Here is a 24,452-nt window from a genome sequence, read left to right as displayed (position 1 = left end):
CTCTTTTTCAAACATATGTTTGGAAAAGAGCTGGGATACGTGCTAAAATATGCTTGTCGAAAAGAGGTGAAGACAAATGGCAACCAAAAGGACTCACGTATATCGTTTATATCCAGATGCTACTATGGCTCACGTCTTGGACCAGTGGTGTGACTATCGCCGTTATTGCTACAATAAGGCCCTAGAACTTTGGAATTCTACCTATTCGGAATATCGTATGCTGGTTAGTCCAGAGATTCTGGCGGAATTCAAGAAGCCAAAAGAAGAACGGCAATTTACTGAAGAGCAGGAGCTGTTTATTTCCAATTACTACCCAACCGCAGCACTGATTCAGAAAAAGCTTACGGCAAGCAAACAGTCATGGGAAAGGCAGATTTCTTCGCGTATCCTGCAGCAAGCATGTGCTGACTTGGGCAAATCGTTCAAGAAGTTTGCCAAAGATAAGGCACTCAAAGTAAAAAATGGTGCCGGGCACCCCGTTTTTCAATCTAAGAAAGCCAAACGTCAAGGCTTTAAGTTGAATCAAGGCGTGGTGCTCGCGAAGGAAGGCAACCACGGAAAGCTGACCTTGCCTGTCCCAGCACCTTATAAGGGTGAGTGGCATAGCATAAGATTTTCTGAAATCCCCAAAAATACCGAATTTGGGACGATAAGCTTTTACCGTGAACACGGCCATTACTACATGGCGGTTCCTTACAAGTATGAGACGCCACCATACATTCACAAGCATACGGGTAAGAAGACAGGAATTGACGTCAATGTCAGCCATTTCAATGATGCAGAAGGAGAACACTATTTTCTGCACAAAGGAAACAATGGCGCCGTCAAGCTGGCAAGAGTCTATGAGAACATCAAGCACCAGCAGCGGATTCTGGCAAGAAAGCTGGAAGAAAATGGCCAGATTGCCGGGAAGCGCTCAAAAAGCTATCAAAAAGCGAGAATCAAGCTTCAGAAGCTTTACGAGCGTGCTCACCGCATGCAGGATGACGCGATGCACAAGTACACGACTCACCTTGTCAGAGAATATGATGCAATCTGCATTGAGGATCTGGACGTCAAGGGCATGCTTATGAGCCATGTCGCTTCAAAAGGCGTGCACCGTGCGCTGTTTGGACGCTTTCGCAGCTATCTCGAATACAAGTGCAAGTCTGCCGGGGTCAAATTGGTGATTGCCAATCGCTTTTATCCAAGCACCCAGCGCTGTGCAGCGTGCGGCAACGTCAAGAAGGACGATGAGAAGATTACTCTTTCTGGCAATAAGAAGCACGGCACCAAGCACAATGAATACGTGTGCTACAACAAAAAATGCCCGAACTACAACAAAGTTGTAGATCGGGACATGAACGCGATGATGAATCTTACTTTTTTGATTGATCATCCAAGATACAATAAAGCATTGTAAAAAATCAAAGGATCCGCAAGGATCCATGCGGGCAGGCTAATGGCCGGAATGCCATCTGTTACTTGAACAGTTGCGTAAGTGGCTGTTTCGGTGCAGATGGCTCACCGGACGGGAAGCCGATAAGTTGTTTTGGCAGCGAATCGGTTTCTACGACCGCGCATGCAATTCCTCAAATGGAAGAACATGCGAGAAGCGAGTTCAGAACTCGTGAGACAGTTCGGTTGCTCATCTTCGGATAAAGGCATTGTCTGCGGCTTCGGCCGTACAGGTGATGTGAGCATATCGAGTGCAGAGATCGCCCACGCTGTCAATGCGAAAGCTTGGCAGTGAACGCTCGTGAGAGAAATGGAAGCCTACAGAGGCTTATATTATGTGCTGGGTATGTTCCAGCCAGGCATGTCGGCGTCGGAAGTAAAGATATCGATGATGCGATAGTCGCAAAATTGAATATCTTGACCATAATGTGAACCAGCCGGTATCAAGCGCACATTCTTCCACATTTCTTATAGCACCGTTCTTTTTTCAGTTAAATCAGGAATTTTTCCTTCTTCATGTAGAAGTGCTTGACGACTGTCGTCAAAAGCAGGTAGCAAACCAAGAGGCCAGCCACAATCCACAGGAATTCTTCGTTCAATTGGCCAAACTTCATGGCCCCGGCCAATTTTGAAAATGGCAGAACCGTGCCGAAGATGGCAGCCCCAAAGGTAGCCAGCATGACTGGGCTGGAAGCCCGTTGCTGGATGAATGGCAGGCGTTCGTCGCGCAGAGCGTGGATGACCATTTCCTGGGTCCAGAGGGATTCCACGAACCAGCCAGTGTGGAAGATGGTCATGAAGGCCAGCTGCCCTGCCGGTCCTAAGGAAGCGTAGCTGCCGCCGGTCAAAGCCGGGCAGATTACAAAGAAGAGGACGGCAAAGGTGATGACGTCAAAAATTGATGATGCCGGTCCAAAGTAGAACATGAACTTCGGCATGTTCTTGGTTGACCATTCCCGCGGCACATGCAGGTAGTCTTCAGACACGCTGTCAAATGGCAGAGCCAGGCAGCTGGTCCCGTAGAGCAGGTCCAAAATCAAGAGCTGCAGCGGCAGCATTGGCAAGAATGGCAGGAAGATCGAGGCGACCATGATGGACAAGATGTTCCCGAAGTTGGAAGACAGGGTGATCTTGATGTACTTCATGGTGTTGGTCAAGGTCTTGCGGCCGATGCGGACGGCATGCTCCAAAACACCCAAGTCCTTTTGCAAGAGGATGATGTCAGCTGATTCCTTGGCCACGTCGACAGCCGAGTCAACAGAGATGGATACGTCCGCCTGCTTCATGGCCGGGGCATCGTTGATCCCGTCACCCATGTAGCCGACCGTGTGGCCATTCTTTTGCAAAGTAGCGATGATCTTGGTCTTCCATTCCGGTGACAGCTTGACGAAGATATCGCATTCTTCAACGATCTTGGCCAGTTCTTCATCACTCTTGCCGATCAAGTCCTTTTGCCCGTAAACCGTGTCGATGTTAAGGCCAACCTTCAAGGCCACGGCCCGGGTAACAGCTTCGTTGTCCCCAGTCAAAATCTTAACGGTAATGCCGTCCCGGTTGAGGCTGGCCAGGGCATTTTTGGCGCTTTCCTTCGGCGGATCAAGGAAGGTCAGGAAGCCGATTACGATCAAGTCGCTTTCATCTTCTACCGTGAATTCACCGACTGGAGACGGGTCAACCTTGTAGGCCAAGACGATAACCCGCATCCCGTCGCTGTTCAAGTCGTCGATGTCTTTAAAAATCTGCTTTTTTCTTTCTTCAGTCAAAGGCAGGGTCTGGCCGCCGATTTCCACCTGGCTGGATACTGCCAGCATTTCTTCGGCCGCCCCCTTGGTAACCAGGAGGTGCTCGCCGTGCTTTTGGTCAGAGTTGGCAACCACCACGCTCATCCGCCGGCGCTGGAAGTCAAAAGGAATTTCATCGATCTTGTGGTAGTCCCGCTGGATTTCGCTGGTGTCCAGGTCGTCGTCAGCCACGTCGATGACTGCCTGGTCAATCAAGTCCTTCATCCCGGTCTGGTAGTAAGAGTTCAGGTAGGCCATCTTCAAAACCCGGTCAGTTTCCCGCATTTCCAGGTTGTAGTGCTTTTCCAGGATGACCTGGCCCTGGGTCAAGGTCCCGGTCTTGTCGGTGCAGAGAATGTCGGCTGAACCGAAGTTCTGGATGGAGTTCATCTTCTTGACGATGGTCTGGTGCTTGCTCATTTCCACGCTGCCCTTGACCAGGTTGGTGGTCACGATGACCGGCAGCATTTCCGGCGTCAGCCCCACCGCCGTAGCGATGGCGAAGATCAAGGCATCAGTCCAGTTGCCCTTGGTCAAGCCGTTAACGATGAAGACCAGGGGCGCGATGATGGCCGTCATGGTCAAAAGCAGCTTGGAGATGTTCTTGATCCCGGTGTCAAAAGTCGTCTCCTTCATTTCGGTGTCGGCAATTTGGGCCGCCATCTTGCCGAACATGGTGTGGCCGCCAGTGGCGAAGACCACCCCGCGGCCTGAGCCGGAAACGATGGTCGTACCTTCAAACAGGATGTTTGGGTAGTCCAGGTAGTTTTCCATCTTGTCTGGGGTTGGGACGAAGTTGGCGTTCTTTTCCGTTGGCGTTGATTCCCCATTCAAGGAACTGGCTGAACAGAACAGGTCGGTACTGGACAAAAGCTTCATGTCAGCTGGAACCATGTCCCCGGCTGAGACGTTGATGATGTCGCCGACCACCACGTCCTTGGTCGGGATTTCCTGGTCCTTGCCGTCCCGGCGCACGTTAGTCGTGACTGAGACCATCTTCAAAAGGGACTGGACGGCGTTGGAAGTGCGGACGTTCTGGACAAAGGAAGTGATCCCGGAAACCAGAACCATGACCACCATGATGATGACGGTGCTGAGATCCTTTTCACTTTGCGGGACGAAGATGTAGTTGGTAAACAAGGACATCGTCGCCAAGATGAGCAGGACCAGGGTAAACGGGGTCAGGAAAGCTTCGGCCAGAAAGTGCAGCTTGCTGGCTTGGTTGTTGCTCGCGATCTCGTTGGTCCCGGTCTTTTCCCGGACATTGGCTGCTTCTTCAGTGCTGAGGCCGTTGCTGTTGGTATGCAGCTGGGCCAAAGTCACGCTCCGCTTTTCCAGGGCAATTCTTGCAACCCGCTTTGCGTCTTCGCTGGCAGCTTTGTTCATTGTCTTGTTGAGCATAATAGTTCTCCCCTCTATGACAACTTCGCAAACGAACAAAAAAGTCCCCCTTACAAACCGTAAGGGGGACCTTGCCAAATAAGGCCACGCTATTGACTAATCGCTCAGCTTTAACACTACGTGACGTAAGCACATGCTAGCTACCTGGAAAGTGCCTTATTTCGACAATTTCTATTTAACCCGTTGGCATCTCTGGATGTTTCTGGGCGATAGCGTGTGTTCACGTAGGAGTCTCACCTAACAGTTCATTTGCTCTCTTTTCAACTTTACATAAAAGACTATACACGCTTAAAGCAAGCTTGTAAACCACTTTTGTGTAAAATTTACCTTGTTATTTAGTTTTTTCTGTGAAAAAGTCTTACTTTCTTGCCTGCCGTCTTATCGTATAGCGGAGGAAAATGATCACGGCCACGATCAAGACCAGCAAGGCGCACATGATCGGGATTCTGAGGTCGGCCGGCTTGATCACTCGGTTCACTTCTTCGCTGGACAGATCAAGGGAGTCCTTTTTAAAGCCAAGGCTCTGGTCAATCAAGGTCACGGAAATCTTGAAGAGCTCCTGCACCCCTTCATTGAAGGCGATCGGGTCATCAGCCGTGATCTTGGAAGCCGTGTGGCTGAGGATGTTGGACCGGACCTGGGCCGTGAACTGGCTGTGCAAGTCGCTGCTGCTGTAAAGGTAGGCCTTCTTGGTCCCGTCTTTTTGCACGTTGATCACGATATAGAGGGTTCTGGTCGCCTTGCTCAGGCCATCTGGCTGGGTCTTTTTTGCATCCTGCAGGGTCTCGACGATCACGATCGGGTGCTGGTCAGACTTTTGGTACTTGGCATTCTTTTGGTCAACCATTTTCCGGGTATCGGAATTGATGATGCCGGCATTGTCCTGGACGAAAAAGCTGCTGGCCCCGGTTACCAGGGGAAAAAGGCAGACTAAGGCCAGGAGCCAGGCCAGCCTAGTCGCTGCCGTCTTCAAGTTTGTGTGCCAGTTCTTCGACGAATTGGCGGTCAAGCTTAATTTGTTCATAAGGTACTCCACTATCACGCAGCAGCTGAATGGCCAAAGGACTGTCGTGATAATCATAGTAATAGTTGATCTTGGTCACCCCGGCCTGCAGCAGGTGCTTGGTGCAGTTATAGCACGGGAAGTGGGTCACGTAGATTTCCGTATTGTCGGTTGAGACCCCGTTTTTCGCGCAGGAAATCAGACTGTTCATCTCAGAGTGAATCGTCCGCACGCAGTGGCCGTCGACCAGCTGGTGACCCACGTCATCGCAGTGGTCCTGGCCGGAAACTGACCCGTTGTAGCCGGTGCTGAGGATCCGCTTGTCCTTGACCAGGACGCTGCCGACCAGGGCCCGGTCACAGGTTGACCGCTGGGCGATGACCAGGGCCTGCATCATAAAGTACTGTTTCCAGGGAATTCGCTTGCGCGTCATATTAGCCTCGGTTCTTGAAGTAGTTGAAGCCGATCGCGTCACGGACTTCCTGCAGGGTCTGGTCAGCCACCTGGTTGGCCTTTTGTGACCCTTGGTAGAGCATGTCGTAAACGGCATCCAGGTTTTCAGCGTACTTTTGACGACGTTCTCTGATTGGAGCCAGTTCAGCTTCCAGGACCTTGTTTAAGTAGCGCTTGATCTTGACGTCACCTAACCCGCCCTTTTGGTAGTCTTCCTTAAGTTGGGCAACGGTGTCCTTGTCCGGGTCAAAAACGTCCAGGTAAGTGAAGACGGTGTTGCCTTCAACCTGGCCTGGGTCTTCCACGTGGATGTGGTTAGGGTCGGTGTACATGGACATAACCTTCTTCTTGACCGTTTCCGCGTCATCAGACAGGTAGATGCAGTTGCCCAGGGACTTGGACATCTTGGCGTTGCCGTCCAAGCCTGGCAGGCGGCCCTGGCCCTTAGGCGGGAAGTAGCCCTTTGGTTCAACCAAGACGTCGACATTGTAGGTCCGGTTGAAGCTGCGGACGATTTCCCGGGTTTGTTCCAGCATTGGTTCCTGGTCATCGCCAACTGGTACCAAAGTAGCCTTGAAGGCAGTGATGTCAGCGGCTTGGGCAACCGGGTAGGTCAAGAAGCCGACTGGCAGGGAGTCGCCAAAGCCCTTTTGCTTGATTTCAGCTTTGACAGTTGGGTTTCTTTCCAGCCGGGACAGGGTTACCAGGTCCATGTAGTCAGTAGTCAGTTCAAACAGAGCCGGGATTTGGGACTGGACAAAGATGGTAGACTTTTCCGGGTCCAGGCCAACAGCCAGGTAGTCCAGGGCAACTTCGATCAAGGAGTTGCGGATCTTTTCAGGGTTACGGGCGTTGTCAGTCAAAGCCTGGGTGTCGGCAATCATAATGTAGGAATCATACTTACCGGTGTTTTGGAGCTTGACCCGGTTCTTCAAGGAGCCGATGTAGTGGCCGATGTGCAGCTTGCCGGTTGGGCGGTCGCCAGTCAAAATAATTTCTTTCGTCATTTTTCGCTTTCCTTTACTAGTACTAGTTTCTTGTTAATTCAATTTATTTCAGCGTTATTATTATCATTCTAGCAAAAATAACAAATAGATTAAACCACTCCCGCCGGGCCGGAAGAATCTTTTTGAAAAAAGTTTCCAAAAAGACTTGGCGAAAGTTTTTTTACATGCTATACTTAAAACATCTTGCGGGTATAGTTTAATGGTAGAACGCTAGCTTCCCAAGCTGGAGATGAGGGTTCGATTCACTCTATCCGCTTTTTTTATACCATAAATTAGCAAAGAAATAAGCGAGGCCACACGGCCCTGCTTATTTTTTACTCTCTTCAGTTAAACGGCGATGGTCACAACCGTCAAGACCCCGTTTAAGGCTGCCAGGTAAAGGGGCAGCCAGATGGTCTGGGTGCTGAGGTAGCTCCAGGCGAAAAGCATGCCAAAGGCAAAGTTGAAGGCAAAGATTGCTGGAGTGAACTGGAAGGTCAAGATGGCGTAAAAGAGGCCAGAGCAGATTATGCCGGCGTAAGCCACGCCCTTTTTCTCAGTCCTGAACCAGTAGTTGAACAAGAAACCCGTGCAGAGGTACTCTTCCAGGATCGGCAGGACCACCCCATTGGCCAGCATCATGAACCAGTATAAGGCACTGGTGGAATGAGAGGCGTAAGTCAGCTGCAGACCAGAAGCCGGGAAGCCCTTGTAGAGCTGCAGGTAGGAGATCCCGATCCGGCCGGCGGCAACTATGAAGCTTAAGAGCAAGGTGAAGTTGAAGCTGCTCAGCCAGGGGATGTTGAAGCGTGAGTCGAAGAAGCGCTGTTCACGGTTGTAGCGGTAAATGTAAAAAAGCAGGCACATGGCCGCCAGAACCAGGAACAGGATCACGTTCCAGATGCTGATAGACGGGCTCTTGATGGCTAGGTTGTCGGCCAGGGCCGTGAAAACAAAAACTACAAAATAAACGAGATAACGGACAAGGTTACCTTCGCGTGATCGTGGCGTATTCATCTTATTCCACTCACTCCTCCGTGAAACATTTGTAATTATCTTATTATACCAAAGAAATTGGGCCCTTTTTGGCCTTTGTATGAATATTTTTGGTTACTTTTGCCTTACAATGTTTCATGCTTTGTAAGCACCCAATAGCAGAGTATATTAAAATCCCATCCTAGCAATGCTAAGATGGGATTAATCAGTTTATGGGACTTTACTTGCAGTGGAGCTGAACATTCTCAGCCCATGGTAAATAGGCTTCCAGACGTTGATTGTCTAATAACGACAGCTCATTGGGCAGCTTGTCTAGAAGATAGTTGATATATTTGAATTGATCCAAGCCATTTTGCTTGGCAGTTTCGAGTATGCTCATAATGATAGCCATGGACTTGGCGCCGGAACTGCTCTGTGAAAAGAGCCAGTTCTTGCGTCCCATGACGATCTCTTTGACTGCTCGTTCTGCTCTGTTGTTGGACAGTTCAAGGCGACCATCTTTTAGAACGTTCATGAACTTGTCCATGTGCTTTATGCAATACTGGAAGGCCGTCCCCAGCTTGCCGGAAGGCAACACGGAGATTGATTTCTTGGAGCACCAGTCGGAAAACTTCTCTAGCAGAGGCTTTAATTCAGACTGACGCTTCTCGTATCTCTCTTCAGCGGAAAGATCTTCCCAAGCGTGCTCCAGGCTAAACATTTGATTACAGTAGTGGATCCCTTGATTAGCCACTGAAGTTGCGTCTGATTCTCTAGCCTTGTCTTTAGGCAAGGAATCATGGAATTTGCGTCTTGCATGAGCCATACAGCCTACAAGAGTCACATCCTGTTGGCTTAATCGTAAATAGCCAGGATATTGATCACAATGAAGGTATCCGCTGAAGCCTGTGAGGAAATCCCACGCTTCGGCACCTTTTCGTGATCCATGGTGATACAGGACAATCGGCTTCTCGGCATGCTTGCCTGATAAGAAGGTCCAGACGTAGTCTTTAGCTCTTTCGCTGTCTAAGACTCGATATGGCGTCTCATCTGCGTGAATGACATCCAGCTTTAGCAGCTCTTTTCTCAAGAGCTCGTAAAGGCTGGAGAGGTAGTACTCGCAGACTTTGATATGCCAATTCGAAACCGTCTTGTGATCAAGCGGAAGGCCCATGCGCCGCAAGTCTTTCTCCTGTCGGTAGGCAGGAACCTTGAGAACATACTTCTGATAGATCGTATCAGCGATCAAAGAAGCTGAGCCAAGACTGTTGGTTAACGGTGCCTTGGGTACAGGAGCTTTGATAATCTTGTCAGCCGGTGCCTCATCACTGCAGTGCTGGCACTTGTAAGAGTGTTGGATGTGATCGATTCTCTTAACTTGGGCTGGAATGTACAGCAGCTCTTGTCTAGCACAGAAGCTGCCGATCTCTTTCAGTTCGTGCTGGCAGTCTGGACAGGTAAGATCATCCAAACGATGATGAACTTCCTCGCCCGGCAGAGAATCTAAGATATCTTTCTTTCTGCCGACTTGCTTGCGTCTCTTATAGGTAATAGTTTCGGTAACGCGAGGGTAAGTCCTCGTCATCTTGAGAGGCGTTGTCTTCCTCAAAAAGGCTCAGCTGATCTGGGTTGACAGCTCTCTTCTCGGAGGACTTGCCATAAAGCTTATTAGTCAAATAAGCAACTTGTTCAGTAAGAAGGGCAACCTGCTTGAGCAATTCTTCGTTATTTGCTTTGAGCGCTTCGATATTAGCTTTAAGCGTTTCAATTAAAGCTAAAGTTTCTTTTTCGGTCATGATCGCTGTCCCTCCTTGATTCATAATCATAAGAATACCAGAAAAGCTCGTGAAATCAATAGAATTCACGAGCTCTTGCGGTATTAATTTTAGGATCAATGGTAAAGCCTTGCATCAAGCGCATGACTTGTTCATCAGACAACTCTCGAACTTCGTCTTCATTGTTTGGCCAGGCCAGCTTCCCGTTCTCAAAGCGTTTATAGAGCAGCCAGAATCCCTGGCCGTCCCAATAAAGTGCTTTGAAGCGATCTCTTCGGCTGCCGCAGAAGAGAAAGACACTTCCAGAGAAGGGATCGAGATGGAAGCTCTTCTTAACTATGTAAGCAAGCGAATCGATTCCCCGGCGCATGTCGGTCTTACCGCAAACAATGAACACTCGACCTAATTCAGCCAGATTAATCATGGCTCAAGAACCTGCCCACGACTTCGAGCATAAGCTCGTTAGTGGCATCACTGTAAAATGACAGCTCAACTCCATTGGACTTCAGATTGAGAACGAGCCTGTTCTTTGGAAGCTTATTCCTAGGTCTGGGTTTGCCCTTCGGCAGCTCGAGCGGTACGATTGGATGTTCAGTCATAATATCGTGTTCCTCCGTATTCAATTGTTAAGAACAGTATATGACTATTGCCCGGGGGTTGATAGATACCGCGCTATTGGGTGCTTACCATGCTTTTTACGTGGAGGGATGAAAAAAGTGCCGCTAAAGCCGGGTGTTTAGGCTTTAGCAGCACTTTGCTTATGATTGTATCTGAATTTAGTCAGATGCTATGATATATTTTTTCTTGTAGTAGACTTTTATATCCAGCAAAAAATTATTGAAAGTGCTGTATTAAATAATTAAGATCCGACTCCTGTATCTTTTCACCTTTGATTAAAAGACGATAAAGTTCAGCAATTCTTTTAGGCAGTTGACACTGCTCAGATTCAGATACATATTCTTTTATTTGCCAGTATGTTGAATCACTATTTATTTTACTCGTATAGTTTAAATATGACTGTGGAAAAACAATGTAATATAAGAATTTTCCTAAGCTATACAGGTCTAACTGCTTTTTACCAATTACCACTTCTGGGTCAAAAAAGCCATAAGTACCTGCAGAATTAAGAGTTAGGCCAGCAAAACTGGAAAGTCCAGAAAGAGAGATTGCATACCCAAAGTCGATAATTTTTATAGTATGATTTGGACATAAAATCACATTACTAAAGGATAAGTCTCTGAAGATTATCAGATTATCATTTAATACATAGATCCCTCTTAAAACATTTCTAAAAATCTCAAGACGTTCTGGCAATGAATATGAGCCAAGTTTCCCACTTTTCGCTAACTCATCAAGATTACAGCCCGAAGCGTACTCCGTAACAACAAAGAAAGCATCGTTCACGTAAAAAGCATCTACTACTGTTTCAAAGAAGTTACTGTTTCGCACAAAATCCTTTTCTAGCAAACTACTGGCGCTTATCAACCGATCTCGTTCATCAATTCCGGCACACTCAACATTATAGTATTTCTCTGCATACCTAATAATTACCTTCACCTTAGTTTGTAAATCAAGTGCTAAAAATACTCCTGAAGGACCGTTTTGCTTTATTACCTTTAAGATAAGATATCTAGTGGGTAGACTATTGTAACGCTCGAGACGATAATCATAAATTCTTTCCACGTTTGAGCTAGGTTTTAATTTTTTATCTCTTTTGTCAATATTCTCAACATCATCAAGCAAAGTTCCATATCTATAATAGACATTAAGGCCTTGTTTATATGAAGTATCTGAGCCCACTCGAATTCCCACATCATCATGAAAATAATAATATAGAAGTTCTAGAGTCTCTGTTACTGCACTTTGATCTGGATATATTGTTATAAATTTGCCAACTTGACTATTCCCAAAATAGCCCATATTTATTTGCTCTAAATACGGTATGGAAGAAATAATTTTAAAATCAAAATGATACTTTTGGTTAAGAGTTAAAAATTTTCGAGCAATTTGGATAGCATTCGTTAGGATAGCACTAATATGAATTTTCCATCCGTAGTTACTCTTTATATGGTGCGGATAATTAGGAAAGGCCCATATACTATCTTCATACCTAGCGACTGAGTATTCTTTGAGCAACAATTCAAATTGAATTGCAATATCTTCTTTATTCATGGCCAAAATTTTTCTTCCTTAGATTGAAGCTGAGCCAACAAGTACATTCCATCTAAATAGCGAACAACTAAATAATTTACTACTGCTTTCTCAAAATTAGCTTGCTTTAATTTTCTAGCTATTTCCGAAATACTATATCTGTTCTCGACAGAGAGTTTATACGACTCAATTATAAACCTTGAATATAAATAATATGATGCTGAACCAATACTGGCGTCTTTTTTCATTAGTATAGCTTTTAATAAAGCGGCTAAAATATTTTTTTAGTCTCTCATCCGGCGATCTCTTGATATAATCTATTTTTTTAACCTCTTGCAGGATGATTAGTTGGGCATCGTTGGCTGTGGGCTCCAGACAAAGCACCTACTGCTTGACCTGTTGTAAGACCTAAGTCATTTAGTGCCTCTACATCTCTAGCAAGGAGGGTCTTCTTTTCTTGATTTGTTAACTTTGTGGACTTTAAAAATTCCTCTGGATCTGCTAAAAAATTACCAATAGTAATTGGATCACTCTGAAGTTTTTGAATTAATTTTTGGAATTCTATTGACATAAGTATGTCTCCTCTCTAAAATGTGCTTTGCATTAGTTTTTCATGAAACAACTTTATCATTTATTAAAAACATAATCAATCTAACTTTGCATAAAATCGGTCTAACTTTAAGGAAATAAACAATGATTAGTGCTAATAATTTAAATATTGGTTATAAAGATAAAGTCGTTGTTCACGATTTATCTTTCTACCTAGATAAAGGAATGTTTATCGCTTTAATTGGAGCTAACGGTGCTGGGAAATCCACCTTGATTAACAGCTTGATTGGCGTCATTCCACCAGTGTCAGGTCAAATTTCATGGAAACTGAAAACTGATCGGGTTAATCCTTTCAACGATGTTGGCTTTAGTCCCCAAAGCCAGCTGATCGATTGGTATACCAGTGTCTATGACAATGTGTATCAAGGACCGCTTCTCGCCGGCTTTAAGCCCAAGGAAGCCCAAAAAGCAACCAAGCAGGCCTTAAAACTCTTGGATATTAGTGATTTAAGTGCTAAGCCGGTTGATCATATTTCTGGTGGCCAGCAGCAACGAGTACAAATCGCCAGAGAAATTGCTCGTGAGCCACAAGTCTATATACTAGATGAGCCCACAACCGGGCTCGATGTGGAAACTTCGGAAAACTTATTTACCTACTTAAAGCAAAAAGTTGATGCCGGAAGTATTGTATTAACTTCTTCACATGACTTAACTCTGCTGGAAAGCTACGCGAGTCACGTTCTTTTCTTAGACGATCATGAACAAAAATACTTTGGTCCACTTACTGATTTTTTGGACAGTGGTACGAGTTTGCGAGAAAAATACCTTAACGAACGGAAGGCGATAGAAAAATGAATCCGCAACATTTTAGAAATATATCTTTAGGATTACGGTCGATCAGAATTGTCGCCAACAATGAGTGGCGGGCTTTCGTGCATAATAAAGGCTTGCTCTTATCAATGTTCATGCAACCGCTTATTACTTACGGCTTGTTGGTCATGGCATTGAATCAAAATTTAGCTTCCGTTCACTACGAATCACTAATTTTGCCCTACAAGCAGTATGCATTGACCGGTGTTTTGAGTTTCTTCATGACCACTCAGATGTCGCAAGCGATGTACCGGGCGACAGTTGATAAAGAATATGGTTTACTAGCTATTAAATTTACGAATGGTGTTCAGCCATGGCACTACTTGACTGGAATGAGCTTCTTCCCAATTGCCGGTCTCATATTTCAAAGCGCTGTATTGATTGTTCTTGGACTTGCTACAGGTGGTGTGTACAATTTAGGATTATTGTTACTATCTCTGCTTGTATTAATCATCTCACTTGAGTTCTGGTCCACTTTGGGAATCGTTATTAGCACGCGGATTTCTTCCTATCAGCAACGCGATATCATTATGACCCTAATCTTTTCACCAGTTGCATATGCCGCGCCAACGCTTTATGTCTTCAGCGATAATTCACCACTGATCATTAAAGTGTTGGCCTATATCAATCCGCTATCCTACCAATTAAAGGCACTTAGAACTGTAGCCTTTGGCATATTTGACATTAAAGATTTATTGATTGCTCTAGCACTTACAATTATAATGATTATTTTTGCCCAGATAATTTTACGTAGAATGCCATTAAGTCTGGCTGAAAGATAGTATGCGAAAAATGGTCGAATATATTTTCTGTCGTGACTGTGAGAAAGTCTATTTTTATCTGCATGGAGGTCCTTTTTTTACCCTTAGGAATTGGCAAGAAGACCCTTTCGCAACAATGCTCTACAATGAACAACGGAATTTTATTTTGCTAAACTACCCCATTATTTATGGCAACGGTGGCATTAGTGATTACCAATTTTTAAAAGAGTATTTTTTGAAGTATAAAAGAGAACATCCAAATACAGAAATGATTTTACTAGGAGAAAGCTACGGCGGGTACCTAGCCAGTCTGTTTGCAGCCGAATATATATTCAGAAAAATTATAGCGATAAGTGCGTTTACCAGTATTGATTATCAAGAGTTGTTTTCATCTGAGCGGTCTTGGCTTAAGGACTATCTTTCAGAAAATGCACTTGATTTTTACGCTCTATGTCGGGACAATAAAATAAATACTCAAACTATTTTTATAAACGGCTCTAGAGATTCAAGAGTTCCCTATCAGCAATTTTTAGTGCTACCATTCATGAAGAAATTCAAAGTTAATGTACTACCTGGATTTACTCACAGAGAATGCGGGACGAGGCTTGAATATGTTATCTCGTTAATCAAACAAGAATTGTAACCTAAATTGACATACCCCCAAAATCATATTTCAATTTTGGGGGTATTATTTATGCCTAAACAAACTATAGATAACAGAAAAAAGTGCCGCCAAAGCCGGATATTTAGGCTTTAGCAGCACTTTTCTTTTTCTATTTTAGTCCATAATCGCGCAGCTCATGGCAAAGTAGACCAGGCTCAGGCAGGAACAGAAAATGATGACTGGCCAGACAGCTTTAGCGACGTTTTTTTGCCGGATGCCACTGACAACCAGATAGATCACCAAGCCAAGCAAGGTTAAAAGGCCTAGAGCCACGATTAAGAGGTGGTGCCACAACCAGATAATCGTGCTGTCACCGACAATATGGAAAACACGTTCCCAAAGTGGAAGTCGTGAAGCTTGGTACATACGTAATCATCTTCCTTTCTTTAACGATACCAACAAGTCTTTGGCCAATTCTTGTGTTTTGGGTCACCAGACCACGAGGAGCAATCTTTAACGCCTTTTCCGCGTCTATCAAGCCCATCGCACTTAGTCATTGTCCCTAGATCTGAACAACCATATTTACTCCAATGGTAATAGCAGTCACTTCTATAGAAATCTGTCCAGGATCGCGGATCTGTCTTCTTCCAATATCTATGGTCACTATTCGGCCCATTAAATCTATTACAATGCACATGTGCACCAGTTTTTACTCGATCACCATTATTTTGGCCCGAATATCCACCACCGCTCGAAGGAACAGCGATAAACATGGTTCCTGATCTGACAGAAGACTGACCATTATCCTTATCCATTGAGCCAATCCAAGACTTAAAGTCTATAACTTTTGGTTTAGGCTGTGATGGTAGTCTGATAAAAGAAGTTGTAAACGGTGTTTTTACCGTTGTCCCATCTTTTCTTATATCCTTGTCGTTCGGAAATAATATTTCCACAGTAACCGTATTCCCTTTTTGTATAAAATCAACAAGACTATCTTCTTTGGCTATTTCTTTCATTTCTTTTAAAGTATCTGCAGGAATCGAAGACAACTCATAGTTTGCAACAACCTCTGTGGAGCTATCAGCATTGGTAGCTGCATTCACTGTTTTACAATTAAGTAAAATCTCAATTAATCCAAAGCTAAATAGTAGTATTTTGCTTACCTTTTTTGTAATAGTCATATTACTTCTCCTCCCATAAGTCTATGAAAAAAGATTACTACAGCTAACACTACGCTGTATCATTTGCGACAATTGTAGCACCAATCATGAGCAAAGCGTAGCTCTTTTTTCACTTTTTGTTCAAAATAAATTAATAAGTGCTGTTGAAGAAGGAATACCAAGCTTCAGCAGCACTTATTTTAATATGATTAAGTTTTCAGTAGATTACTTCAGAACTACGCCATTAGCACCAACTGCAGAGTAGCGGGCCAAGTCCAGTTGCAAGCTAGTAACGGCCTTTGGCAGTTCGTTTTCAGCGAAGTTAGACCGCAATTGAGTGTCCAGGTTAGACGCAATTGAGCGGATTGATTCTGACTTTTCAGCCTTCTTAACAGCTGCTTCAAGTAGCTTGCTCAAAGCCGCGTTTGCCTTGACTGCCGGGTCATTTGCGACAGTTTCCAATTGCTTCTTAAATGCTTCTTCTGCTTCGTTTTCTTTCTTGTTAAAAAACATCGTACAGCCTCTTATAAATGAAAAATCAAACAATTTTTTTCGCTTACATTCTAGCACTGTTTGTAATCAGTGGAAGAGGAAAGTTGATTATTCTTTCAAAAAGCTGCACATCTTTTCATTCCTCTTCCACATCCAGTTAATCCTCCCAGCAATGATATAATAGTAATAAAACTGAAAGGAGCCGTTTTGATGCCTGAATTAGAAAAGATAGTCGAACGCCCCTTGATCACCATCACCAACCTGATCTGGAGCTTTAACAAGGAAACCCACCGGGTTCAGCTGCTTTTAGTCAAGCGCAAGGACGAACCTTTCGTGGACCGCTGGGCCCTGCCGGAAACCCTTCTTCGGGAAAACGAAAGTGCCGACCAGGCTGCCGTGCGCTTGATCAAAGAAAAAATCGGCCTTGACCTGCCGGAATCTTCCACCGAGCAACTGGCCACCTTTACCTCACCCCACCGGACGCCTGGCGAGCGGGCCCTGGCCCTAACCTACATGACCTACCTGCCCGCCATGCCAAACCTGCGGCCCGGTTACGGAGCCAGCGATGTTGCCTGGTTCGCCTTTGAAAATTTCGGCCACAAGTATGAGCTTTTTTCCGCTGACAAGGACCTGACCTTTGAATTAGCGGAAAATTCCCACGCCCTGGCCTTTGACCATGACGAAATCATCGCCGTGGCCATCCAGCGCATCCGCAACAAACTGGACTACCAGCCCAGCATCCTGCAGATCCTTGGCCCCGAATTCACCCTCCGCGAAGCCCGCGAGGTCTACGCCCCCTTCTTCCAGACTACAGTCGATGAGATCGACAACTCCAACTTCCGCAAAACCCACGGCTCCCTCTTTACCGAGCTGGGCGTGCAAAAAAATTACCACAAGAGCGGGCGGCCCCCAAAGATCTATCGCCTTAAAGAAACGCAAAACAATATCCTCTGGGGCAAGGCTAACGACAAGCAAGGCTAACTGCCTTGCTTTTATTTTGCAAAAAGCCACCCTGCCTAAGCAAGGTGGCCTCTAATTCTATTAAAAATAACTAGGAGACGACATGAATCACTTTTGGCAAAGCAGCCTGCTGCTTATCAACTTAATCGCCTTTGCCCTCTACGGCATCGACAAGGCTAAAGCCCGGATGCACGCCTGGCGCATCCCCGAACGGCTGCTGCTTACTTGCGGCCTGCTGGCCCCTGCCGGGTCCGGCCTGGGCATGCTGCTCTTTCACCACAAAGTCCGCAAGTCCTACTTCTATTTAGCAGTCCTTACCGGCTTTATCCTCTGGGCTATTGCTACTTATCTGCTTTTAAAGCTTAGCTAAGGCTCTTAAGCATCTTAAAGGCGGTCTCCGTGCTGTGGGCCTTGAGCTGGTAAACGCTGGATCCTTTGGCCCAGGTGATTACCGTGTTCAAAGAACCCAGGCTTTCACCAACATCAACCTGTACGCTGGACTTTGCCGTCACATCCGGCAGGCCATATTGCTGGTAGAGCGATAGCAGCTTTTGCGCCGTTGGCAGCGGCTTTTGCCCCTGGACATTGCTTGCCCGGACGACAAAGGACCACTGGCCCTGGTTGAACTGCAGATAAGTCGACCCAGCCGCCCCTTCTTCTGTCCCAGTCACGTTACCAGCAATCTTAACTACCGGCAGGCCGGTCTTGGGCTCTTGGTAATTGATTAAGTTGCTGGCGTCAGCCACATTCTTATTTTCCGTTAAAACGGCATATGGCTTTTCACTGGCAATCCGGCTGTCGTTTAAGGCCAGCGGGCTATTTCCGACGCTGTAGTAGACAACATTCTGGCTGCTTGAGCTGGTGTAGCGGATATTCAAGTTGCTGCTGCCCTGGCCTAAGCCGTCAGCCGCGGGCAAAAGCATCCCCGGCAGCTTGACCCTTAATTGACTAGTTAAAGTCCCTATCCGGTTTGTGTCTGTACTTGTACTTTGACTTTGGCTGCTGGAAGCCGCGGACTTAGAACTGGCCTGGCTTGAGGAGGATTTTGCTGAACTAACGGCAGAACTGGCCGCAGATTTAGCCGCCGACTTAGAGCTGGCCTTATTTCCCGCCTTCTTCTCGCTCTTAGCCTGGCTGGATTGACTGGACTGCTGCTCACTTTGACTTTGGCCCGCGCAACCGGCAAGCAAGCTTGTCGCCAGCAGAAGCAGGGCCAAATTTTTCCTGTTCTTCTTCATTTTTTACACTCTTTCTTTATCAATAATTATCCTGCTTTTCACCCCTAATTATAGATCTTAGCCCGGCTTTTATAAAGAAAGTTCCGTTTTCCCCGGTTAAAAATTGTTTATTCCTCGTAAATTGTCTGAGAAAACTTGCAAAATAATCTTTTATGGAGTAAAGTTTACGTCAAGCGAGTAAAAGTTTATTTTACTTTTTATTTTTATCCTGTTTTAGGTAAGTTATACTTTTAACAAAAAGGAAGAAAAAGATGGAAAATGAAGCACTCTTGATCATTGACTATACCAATGACTTTGTAGATGACAAAGGCGCCTTGACCTGCGGGGCACCTGCTCAAGCCCTGGCTGACCAGATCGTCAGCTTGGCCGACCAGTTTTTGTCCGCCGGCAAGTGGGTCATCCTGCCAACCGACAAGCACTTTAAGGGCAACCCCTACCACCCGGAAACCAAGCTCTTCCCGCCGCACAACCTGCCAAATACTTGGGGCCGGGAGTTCTACGGTCCCCTGCAAACTTGGTATAATAAACATCAAGACGACGAGCACGTCCTTGTCTTGGACAAGTCACGCTACTCTGCCTTCTGTGCTACCGGCCTGGACCTGTTCCTCCGTGAGCGCAAGGTCAGCCGGGTTCACCTGGCCGGGGTCTGCACGGACATCTGCGTCCTGCACACCGCCATGGACGCCTACAACCATGGCTACGACATCACGGTGCACGAAAAGGCAGTTGCCGCTTTAAACGACGCGGGACAGGAATGGGCACTGAACCACTTCAAGTCCTGCCTGGGCGCTGAAGTCGTCGACTAACCTTTACCGTTTAAGTTTTTATTTTTACTTTTAACAGTTATATTTTTGAGAAAGCAGATTTTTACACTATGTCTTTATCACACGCGTTAATTACCGACCTGTACGAATTCTCAATGGCAAACGGCTACTTTGAAACCCTGCCAAGAGATACCGAAGCCGTCTTCGACGTCTTTTACCGGACTGTTCCGGACAACGGCAGCTTCGTCGTCTCCGCCGGCCTGGAACAAGTCGTTGAACAGCTGCGGGGCTTCCACTACACCAAGGAAGACATCGACTACTTGAAGTCCCTCAAGCTCTTCAGCGATGAATTCATTTCCTACCTGGAAACCATGACCTTCGACTGCGTCGTTTACGCGATTCCAGAAGGCACCCCGGTCTTCCCACGGGTGCCAATCCTGACGGTCAAGGGGCCGCTGATTCAATGTCAATTGCTGGAAACCTTCGTTTTGAACTTGATCAACCACCAGTCCTTGATCGCCACCAAGTCCCGCCGGATCAACCTGGCTGCCGCTGGCCGGCCAGTCATGGAATTTGGTGCCCGCCGGGCCCAAGGGCCAGACGCTTCCGTTCTTGGCGCCAGAGCTGCCGTTATCGGCGGCTGCGGGTCAACCAGCAACGTCTTGTCAGCAGCCAAGTACAACATTCCAGTTGCCGGCACCATGGCCCACGCCTGGGTTCAAAGCTACCCAACTGAACTTGAAGCCTTCGAAAAGTGGGCTGAAGTCTACCCGGACAACGCCCTGCTTTTGGTCGACACTTACGACGTCTTAACCAGCGGCGTACCTAACGCCATCAAGGTCTTCAAGCAGCTCCGTGCCAAGGGTCACAAGAAGTTCGGCATCCGGATCGACTCCGGCGACATCGCTAAGTTGTCCCGCAAGGCCCGCAAGATGATGGACGACGCCGGTTTCCCGGAAGCAACCATCACTGCTTCCAACGCCTTGAACGAAAACGTCATCCACTCGCTTCTCCAAGAAGGCGCGCCGCTTGACAGCTTCGGCGTTGGTGAACAATTGATCACCAGCTCTAGCTCACCAGTTCTGAGCGGGGTCTTCAAGCTGGCCGCTTTGAAGATTGGCGACGGGGAATGGCAGCCAAAGATCAAGCTGTCCAACTCCAAGGAAAAGGTTACCCTGCCTGGTGAAAAGAAGGCCTACCGCCTCTACCACAAGGGGACCAAGAACGCCTTCGCGGACGTCATCGCCCTGGCTGATGAAGAATTGCCAGAAGAATTCACCGGCATTAACATGGACCCAATGATGACTGAAACTGAAGCTGACTTGAAGGACTTCGACGCCGTCCTCTTGACCCAGGTCGTTGTCGGCCCAAAGGCCAAGTCAATCGAAACCGACACCTTCAAGATCCAAAAGCACATGTACGAAAAGCTGGCTGAACTGCCAGAAGAAACCCAAAGACTGCTTAACCCGGACCGCTACCCGGTCTACTTGACTCCTGCCCTGGCTGACCTACAGGCCAAGATGATCAAGGACCACAAGCTTAAGTAAGTCACCAGTTCAATTGAATAAGCAAAAAACGAAGTTGCTCGAGCAGCTTCGTTTTCTTTTGCCTTTTATTTTATTGTTCAGCCAGTTTTTCTTCCAATTGTGACGTACACATCGGACAACGGCTGGCTTCGATATCGATCTCGCTCTTGCAGTAAGGGCAGACCTTGGTCGTTGCTTCTTCTTCAGCTTCCTCTTCCTTCTTGATCAAGGACCCGGCCTGGTTGAAGGCCTTGACGATCAAGAACAGGACGAAGGCCATCATCAAGAAGTTGATGACCGCGGTCAAGAACTTCCCGTAAGCCAGGGTCACCCCGGCAAATTTCAGCGAGAACTGGTCAAAATTCATCCCGCCGACCAGACCTAAAAGAGGACTGATGATGTCACTTACCAGGGACTTGACGATGGTGGTGAAAGCACCGCCGATGATGATACCGACGGCCATATCCATCACGTTGCCCTTAGAGATAAAGGCCTTGAACTCCCCGAAGAAGCCCTTGGTAGATTCGACAGCCTGCTGGCCGTCTGGCAAATTAATTCGCTTTGGCATTTTTACTCCCAAATATAATTTAGCACTTATATTAATTAGCGAACCAATTATAGCATTCTTAGGGAACAATTAACAGTTATTTTCTTACTCATAATCCGGCAAAACCCAGCGGTCAATTGCTTCAGCTACCGCCCCCTGGTCGAAAGTCTTCTCTGTTATTTTATCGCAGTCTGCCCGCATTTCCGGGCTGACATTGGCCACCCCAACGCCGGTGCCGGCTGCCTTGATCATGGCCAGGTCGTTGAAGCTGTCTCCGATCGCCATGGTCTCATCCAGTGAATAGCCCAGCTCCTGGCACAAGGTCTTGAGGCCCAGTCCCTTGTTCACTTTCGGCGGGTTGAATTCCAGATAGCGGTTGGAGGAAAAACTCATCTCACTGACCTTTTCAAAATCCGCCAGGTCTCCCCGCAATTTTTTCAAGCGGGGAAAATCAGTGTCGACGTAGAGGATCTTGGCGAAACGAGCCCCGCTTGCCCGCAAGGCCGTCAAGTCCCCGCCCGGCAAAGAAGCGAAGTCTGCCCGGCCCTGGCAAAAATCGATCTCTTCTTGCGTAAGCCGGTAGCCATAAACCTGGTCCTCAGTGTAGATATGCATCCCCAGGCCTAATTCCTGTCCCCGCTTGAAGATTTCCTCGACCAAATCCCCGTCCATCCCGGTGAAGGAGATCAGGCGCGGCCCCTTGTTTTCAAAAACCGCCCCGCCGTTGTAACAAATCGTGTACTGGCCGGCCTGGCCCGTCTGGCCCAGTTCTTCCAAGGTCTGCTTTAATGAGTAAAAGCCCCGGCCTGTAGCAGGCACGAACTTGATGCCCAGTTCCTGGCACTTTTTAATAGCCCGCAGGTTTTCCTCCACTACCCGGTTGCCCGGCCCAAGCAAGGTCTCATCTAAGTCGCTGGCAATCAATTTGATCATCATTTTTCCTCCTGACTCATCATCTTTCTACCACCATGATAGCGTTTTTAAGAGCGGAAAGAAAAGCAAAATGGAAAAGAAAAAAATAAAAAGCTGCTTTACAGCAGCTTAATCGGTGATGGTTACCTCACCGGCAATATCCTTGTTGAAAAATGCCCGGACGTCGTCTAAGTCCATCCCCTGGCCCAGGGCCCACATCAGCTTTGTCACGGCACTTTCACTGGTCATGTCCCGGCCGCTGATCGCCCCTTCTAGCATGGCTGCCCGGCCAACCTCGTACTTGGTCAGGTCAGTCCGTTCGTACAGGCACTGGCTGCAGGCCACCACGGGCACTCCCCGCTTGATGATCTCGCCAATCGCCTTAACCATGTTCCGCCGCATGTAGTTCATGCCGCCGAGGCCATAGGCTTCGATAACGATCCCCTTGACCCCGCTGTCAACCATGGCGGACAAAACGGCCGGGTCAAAGCCTGGGAAAAGCTTGATCATGGCCACGTGGGTTTCCACCTTGGTGTTCAAAGTGCAGATGGCGTGCTCACTTGGCACGTATTCAAAGTCCTTGTGCTTAATGTCGATGCCGTCTGAGGTCACCATGGCTACCGGGTCGACATTGATGCTCTTGAAGGCGTCAAAACCGGTCGTCCGGATCTTAACGCAGCGGCAGCCCCGCATGATCTGCCGGTTAAAGGCAATATAGATCCCCGGCTTGCAGGTTGCCGCCGCGGCAAAAGCAACCCGGAGGTTGTCTGGCGCGTCGCTTAAGATGGCCTGCATGGGCACCTGGCTCCCGGTTAAAACGACCGGCAGGTCAATCCCCTGCAGCATAAATGTGAGCATAGACGCCGTGTAAGCCATGGTGTCAGTCCCGTGGGAGACGACAATGCCATCAAAGCCCCGGCGCAATTTGTAAATCTGTTCGGCGATAAAAGCCCACTCTTCCGGCTGGATATTGGAAGAGTCCAAAGACAAAATGTCCTTGACCTCGACTTCATAAGGCAGACCGCCCAGGGTATGGAGCAGCTCCGCCCCTGACTGGCCTGGAATCAGCCCCTCTTCTGACGCTACGGACGCGATTGTCCCCCCAGTCGACAGCAGCAAAATTTTCTTATTGGTCATCTTTTTCCTCACTTGCTTCGCGGTCTTCCTCGGCCAAAAGCTCATACAAACGGTCCAGGTACTTTTCCAGCTGGCTTAATTCCTGCCGGCTGTAGAGCCGCTCCACCTTTTCCTGCAGCTTGTGCATCCCTTTTTTAGCGCTCATGCAGATCTGCCGGCCTTCCTCGGTCAAGCAGACGATCTTCACCCGCTTGTCGCATTCAGCCAGGTGGCTTCTGACGTAGCCCTTGCCTTCCAGGCGGCCGACAATCCCGGCCATGGTGGCCTGGGCCACTTCAAAGTGGTTTTCCAGCTGCTTTAAGGGCGCCTGGCGGCCTTCACATTTGTCCAGATAAACCAGGCAGTGAAACTGTGAGAAGGTCAAGCCCAGCTTCTTGAGCTCGCAGTTGCCCCTTTTTGCCATCAAATCATTGATCTTCTTGACTCTTAACCCTAAATCCATCGTTTACTCGGCTCCTAATCTACCAACGATACCTAAGAGCCTATTTTACCATTTTTGCCGGTTAAAAGTCCTCTTCCAGCCGCTTGGCCTGGTCCATGATCTCCTGGTAGACCGCCCTTAAGGCTGCTTCATATTCCGGCCGCTGGGCCAGGCCCGTCACCTTGTCTAAAACCTGCGCTTCTCTTTTCGGGTCAAAAACCGCCTGCCCCTTTTCCCGCTTGAGCCGGCCAACTTCCATGACCAGGTCGTATCTTTTGACCAGAGCCTTGACCAGGTCTTGATCCGCCTGGTCGATTTGCTCTCGCAGCTTGCTTAAATCTGCCATCGTTTTTCCTCAAAAGTCCCCTATTTTCCAAGTATTTTTAAAAAAAGCACCCTTAGTACTTTACGAGATAAAATGAAAGTATTATCATAAAGATGAAAAAATTACGATTAGGTTGAGCGTCACACCAAACGCTGAACTTTATCTGTGGTAAATTGTTATTGTTATCAGTGTAATTTTTCACATCACAGAGAACGCGAACCAGC

At 47.3% G+C, this 24,452-nt stretch carries 29 protein-coding genes, 1 tRNA gene and 1 riboswitch; of the genes, 9 read left to right on the top strand and 21 right to left on the bottom strand.

Translation table 11 applies throughout. The annotated features are described in order from the left end of the window. Positions 1 to 76: 76 nt before the first annotated feature. Positions 77 to 1,402: an RNA-guided endonuclease InsQ/TnpB family protein gene (locus ACYVUU_RS01730; RefSeq protein ID WP_484499781.1), complete on the top strand. Its 1,326-nt coding sequence runs from the start codon at positions 77 to 79 to the stop codon at positions 1,400 to 1,402. 526 nt (positions 1,403 to 1,928) lie between these two features. On the opposite strand, the gene mgtA is transcribed toward ACYVUU_RS01730, so the two are convergent. From mgtA to trpS, 4 genes are all read right to left on the bottom strand, one after another. Next, positions 1,929 to 4,619, bottom strand: a complete 2,691-nt coding sequence (gene mgtA, locus ACYVUU_RS01725; RefSeq protein ID WP_439776245.1) for a magnesium-translocating P-type ATPase — start codon at positions 4,617 to 4,619, stop codon at positions 1,929 to 1,931. 88 nt (positions 4,620 to 4,707) lie between these two features. Beyond that, positions 4,708 to 4,871, bottom strand: a riboswitch (M-box (ykoK) riboswitch). A gap of 106 nt (positions 4,872 to 4,977) precedes the next feature. Further along, positions 4,978 to 5,592, bottom strand: coding sequence for a methanol dehydrogenase (locus ACYVUU_RS01720; RefSeq protein ID WP_484500879.1), 615 nt, complete (start codon positions 5,590 to 5,592; stop codon positions 4,978 to 4,980). Then, the gene (locus ACYVUU_RS01715) at positions 5,573 to 6,055 is read right to left on the bottom strand and encodes a deoxycytidylate deaminase (RefSeq protein WP_003616872.1); all 483 of its coding nucleotides are present in this window, start codon (positions 6,053 to 6,055) and stop codon (positions 5,573 to 5,575) included. Before ACYVUU_RS01715 ends, ACYVUU_RS01720 begins: the two co-directional genes overlap by 20 nt. A gap of 1 nt (position 6,056) precedes the next feature. Beyond that, on the bottom strand, positions 6,057 to 7,082 hold the full coding sequence (gene trpS / locus ACYVUU_RS01710) for a tryptophan--tRNA ligase (RefSeq protein WP_439776244.1): 1,026 nt from the start codon (positions 7,080 to 7,082) through the stop codon (positions 6,057 to 6,059). A 185-nt stretch (positions 7,083 to 7,267) separates the two neighbouring features. Here trpS and ACYVUU_RS01705 point away from each other — a divergent pair. Next, positions 7,268 to 7,338 (top strand) — tRNA-Gly (locus ACYVUU_RS01705). Between the two features lie 71 nt (positions 7,339 to 7,409). Here the strand turns inward: ACYVUU_RS01705 and ACYVUU_RS01700 are convergent. From ACYVUU_RS01700 to ACYVUU_RS01665, 8 genes are all read right to left on the bottom strand, one after another. Further along, on the bottom strand, positions 7,410 to 8,078 hold the full coding sequence (locus ACYVUU_RS01700; RefSeq protein WP_484499271.1) for a CPBP family intramembrane glutamic endopeptidase: 669 nt from the start codon (positions 8,076 to 8,078) through the stop codon (positions 7,410 to 7,412). Between the two features lie 199 nt (positions 8,079 to 8,277). Next, positions 8,278 to 9,621, bottom strand: a complete 1,344-nt coding sequence (locus tag ACYVUU_RS01695) for an IS66-like element short variant transposase (RefSeq protein WP_484499780.1) — start codon at positions 9,619 to 9,621, stop codon at positions 8,278 to 8,280. Further along, the gene (locus ACYVUU_RS01690; RefSeq protein WP_484499045.1) at positions 9,578 to 9,832 is read right to left on the bottom strand and encodes a transposase domain-containing protein; all 255 of its coding nucleotides are present in this window, start codon (positions 9,830 to 9,832) and stop codon (positions 9,578 to 9,580) included. Before ACYVUU_RS01690 ends, ACYVUU_RS01695 begins: the two co-directional genes overlap by 44 nt. 55 nt (positions 9,833 to 9,887) lie before the next feature. Further along, positions 9,888 to 10,235 carry an IS66 family insertion sequence element accessory protein TnpB gene (tnpB, locus tag ACYVUU_RS01685; RefSeq protein WP_484499044.1) on the bottom strand — a complete coding sequence of 116 codons (348 nt, stop codon included), beginning with the start codon at positions 10,233 to 10,235 and terminating at the stop codon, positions 9,888 to 9,890. After that, a complete protein-coding gene (locus tag ACYVUU_RS01680) occupies positions 10,228 to 10,410 on the bottom strand; it encodes a hypothetical protein (RefSeq protein ID WP_484499779.1) in 183 nt (60 codons plus the stop codon). Before ACYVUU_RS01680 ends, tnpB begins: the two co-directional genes overlap by 8 nt. 235 nt (positions 10,411 to 10,645) lie before the next feature. After that, on the bottom strand, positions 10,646 to 11,983 hold the full coding sequence (locus ACYVUU_RS01675) for a class III lanthionine synthetase LanKC N-terminal domain-containing protein (RefSeq protein WP_484499778.1): 1,338 nt from the start codon (positions 11,981 to 11,983) through the stop codon (positions 10,646 to 10,648). Continuing rightward, a complete protein-coding gene (locus tag ACYVUU_RS01670; RefSeq protein WP_484499777.1) occupies positions 11,980 to 12,210 on the bottom strand; it encodes a hypothetical protein in 231 nt (76 codons plus the stop codon). Before ACYVUU_RS01670 ends, ACYVUU_RS01675 begins: the two co-directional genes overlap by 4 nt. 77 nt (positions 12,211 to 12,287) lie before the next feature. Beyond that, positions 12,288 to 12,533 carry an arginine deiminase gene (locus ACYVUU_RS01665; RefSeq protein ID WP_439776028.1) on the bottom strand — a complete coding sequence of 82 codons (246 nt, stop codon included), beginning with the start codon at positions 12,531 to 12,533 and terminating at the stop codon, positions 12,288 to 12,290. A 122-nt stretch (positions 12,534 to 12,655) separates the two neighbouring features. Between ACYVUU_RS01665 and ACYVUU_RS01660 the strand changes: the two genes are divergently transcribed. From ACYVUU_RS01660 to ACYVUU_RS01650, 3 genes are all read left to right on the top strand, one after another. Next, entirely contained in the window at positions 12,656 to 13,366 is a 711-nt protein-coding gene (locus ACYVUU_RS01660; RefSeq protein WP_439776027.1) for a metal ABC transporter ATP-binding protein, read from the top strand. Continuing rightward, on the top strand, positions 13,363 to 14,163 hold the full coding sequence (locus ACYVUU_RS01655) for an ABC transporter permease (RefSeq protein WP_439776026.1): 801 nt from the start codon (positions 13,363 to 13,365) through the stop codon (positions 14,161 to 14,163). Before ACYVUU_RS01660 ends, ACYVUU_RS01655 begins: the two co-directional genes overlap by 4 nt. Before the next feature lie 115 nt (positions 14,164 to 14,278). Next, positions 14,279 to 14,785 carry an alpha/beta hydrolase family protein gene (locus tag ACYVUU_RS01650; protein WP_484499273.1) on the top strand — a complete coding sequence of 169 codons (507 nt, stop codon included), beginning with the start codon at positions 14,279 to 14,281 and terminating at the stop codon, positions 14,783 to 14,785. Positions 14,786 to 14,920: 135 nt separating this feature from the next. Here ACYVUU_RS01650 and ACYVUU_RS01645 read toward each other — a convergent pair whose 3' ends face one another. From ACYVUU_RS01645 to ACYVUU_RS01635, 3 genes are all read right to left on the bottom strand, one after another. After that, positions 14,921 to 15,172 carry a hypothetical protein gene (locus ACYVUU_RS01645; protein ID WP_439776024.1) on the bottom strand — a complete coding sequence of 84 codons (252 nt, stop codon included), beginning with the start codon at positions 15,170 to 15,172 and terminating at the stop codon, positions 14,921 to 14,923. 20 nt (positions 15,173 to 15,192) lie between these two features. After that, positions 15,193 to 15,927, bottom strand: a complete 735-nt coding sequence (locus ACYVUU_RS01640; protein ID WP_439776023.1) for a hypothetical protein — start codon at positions 15,925 to 15,927, stop codon at positions 15,193 to 15,195. Positions 15,928 to 16,131: 204 nt separating this feature from the next. Beyond that, positions 16,132 to 16,419 (bottom strand): bacteriocin immunity protein, encoded by a 288-nt coding sequence (locus tag ACYVUU_RS01635; RefSeq protein WP_050952047.1) that lies wholly within the window; start codon positions 16,417 to 16,419, stop codon positions 16,132 to 16,134. A gap of 189 nt (positions 16,420 to 16,608) precedes the next feature. Here ACYVUU_RS01635 and ACYVUU_RS01630 point away from each other — a divergent pair, with 189 nt between their 5' ends. Further along, positions 16,609 to 17,379, top strand: a complete 771-nt coding sequence (locus ACYVUU_RS01630) for an NUDIX hydrolase (RefSeq protein ID WP_439776022.1) — start codon at positions 16,609 to 16,611, stop codon at positions 17,377 to 17,379. Between the two features lie 82 nt (positions 17,380 to 17,461). Beyond that, entirely contained in the window at positions 17,462 to 17,728 is a 267-nt protein-coding gene (locus ACYVUU_RS01625) for a DUF1294 domain-containing protein (protein ID WP_484499776.1), read from the top strand. Here ACYVUU_RS01625 and ACYVUU_RS01620 read toward each other — a convergent pair. Continuing rightward, on the bottom strand, positions 17,721 to 18,596 hold the full coding sequence (locus ACYVUU_RS01620; RefSeq protein ID WP_484499775.1) for a hypothetical protein: 876 nt from the start codon (positions 18,594 to 18,596) through the stop codon (positions 17,721 to 17,723). The genes ACYVUU_RS01625 and ACYVUU_RS01620 overlap by 8 nt on opposite strands. A gap of 251 nt (positions 18,597 to 18,847) precedes the next feature. Here ACYVUU_RS01620 and ACYVUU_RS01615 point away from each other — a divergent pair, with 251 nt between their 5' ends. Beyond that, complete coding sequence (locus ACYVUU_RS01615; protein ID WP_484499774.1) at positions 18,848 to 19,402, top strand: cysteine hydrolase family protein; 555 nt, start codon at positions 18,848 to 18,850, stop codon at positions 19,400 to 19,402. A 68-nt stretch (positions 19,403 to 19,470) separates the two neighbouring features. Then, positions 19,471 to 20,907: a nicotinate phosphoribosyltransferase gene (locus ACYVUU_RS01610; protein ID WP_439776018.1), complete on the top strand. Its 1,437-nt coding sequence runs from the start codon at positions 19,471 to 19,473 to the stop codon at positions 20,905 to 20,907. A 70-nt stretch (positions 20,908 to 20,977) separates the two neighbouring features. On the opposite strand, the gene mscL is transcribed toward ACYVUU_RS01610, so the two are convergent. The 5 genes from mscL to ACYVUU_RS01585 form a co-directional block, all read right to left on the bottom strand. Beyond that, the gene (mscL, locus tag ACYVUU_RS01605) at positions 20,978 to 21,454 is read right to left on the bottom strand and encodes a large conductance mechanosensitive channel protein MscL (RefSeq protein WP_484499773.1); all 477 of its coding nucleotides are present in this window, start codon (positions 21,452 to 21,454) and stop codon (positions 20,978 to 20,980) included. A gap of 84 nt (positions 21,455 to 21,538) precedes the next feature. Then, positions 21,539 to 22,369 carry a Cof-type HAD-IIB family hydrolase gene (locus ACYVUU_RS01600; RefSeq protein ID WP_484499772.1) on the bottom strand — a complete coding sequence of 277 codons (831 nt, stop codon included), beginning with the start codon at positions 22,367 to 22,369 and terminating at the stop codon, positions 21,539 to 21,541. Positions 22,370 to 22,474: 105 nt separating this feature from the next. Next, positions 22,475 to 23,482, bottom strand: a complete 1,008-nt coding sequence (locus ACYVUU_RS01595) for an asparaginase (RefSeq protein ID WP_484499771.1) — start codon at positions 23,480 to 23,482, stop codon at positions 22,475 to 22,477. Continuing rightward, positions 23,472 to 23,924: a MarR family winged helix-turn-helix transcriptional regulator gene (locus ACYVUU_RS01590; protein WP_439776014.1), complete on the bottom strand. Its 453-nt coding sequence runs from the start codon at positions 23,922 to 23,924 to the stop codon at positions 23,472 to 23,474. The genes ACYVUU_RS01595 and ACYVUU_RS01590 overlap by 11 nt, the downstream gene beginning before the upstream one ends. Positions 23,925 to 23,985: 61 nt before the next feature. Beyond that, positions 23,986 to 24,249, bottom strand: a complete 264-nt coding sequence (locus tag ACYVUU_RS01585; RefSeq protein WP_484499770.1) for a chorismate mutase — start codon at positions 24,247 to 24,249, stop codon at positions 23,986 to 23,988. Between the last annotated feature and the right edge of the window lie 203 nt (positions 24,250 to 24,452).

Source organism: Lactobacillus sp. WILCCON 0058 (assembly GCF_057198005.1).
This window is presented reverse-complemented; position numbering and strand designations above follow the sequence as displayed.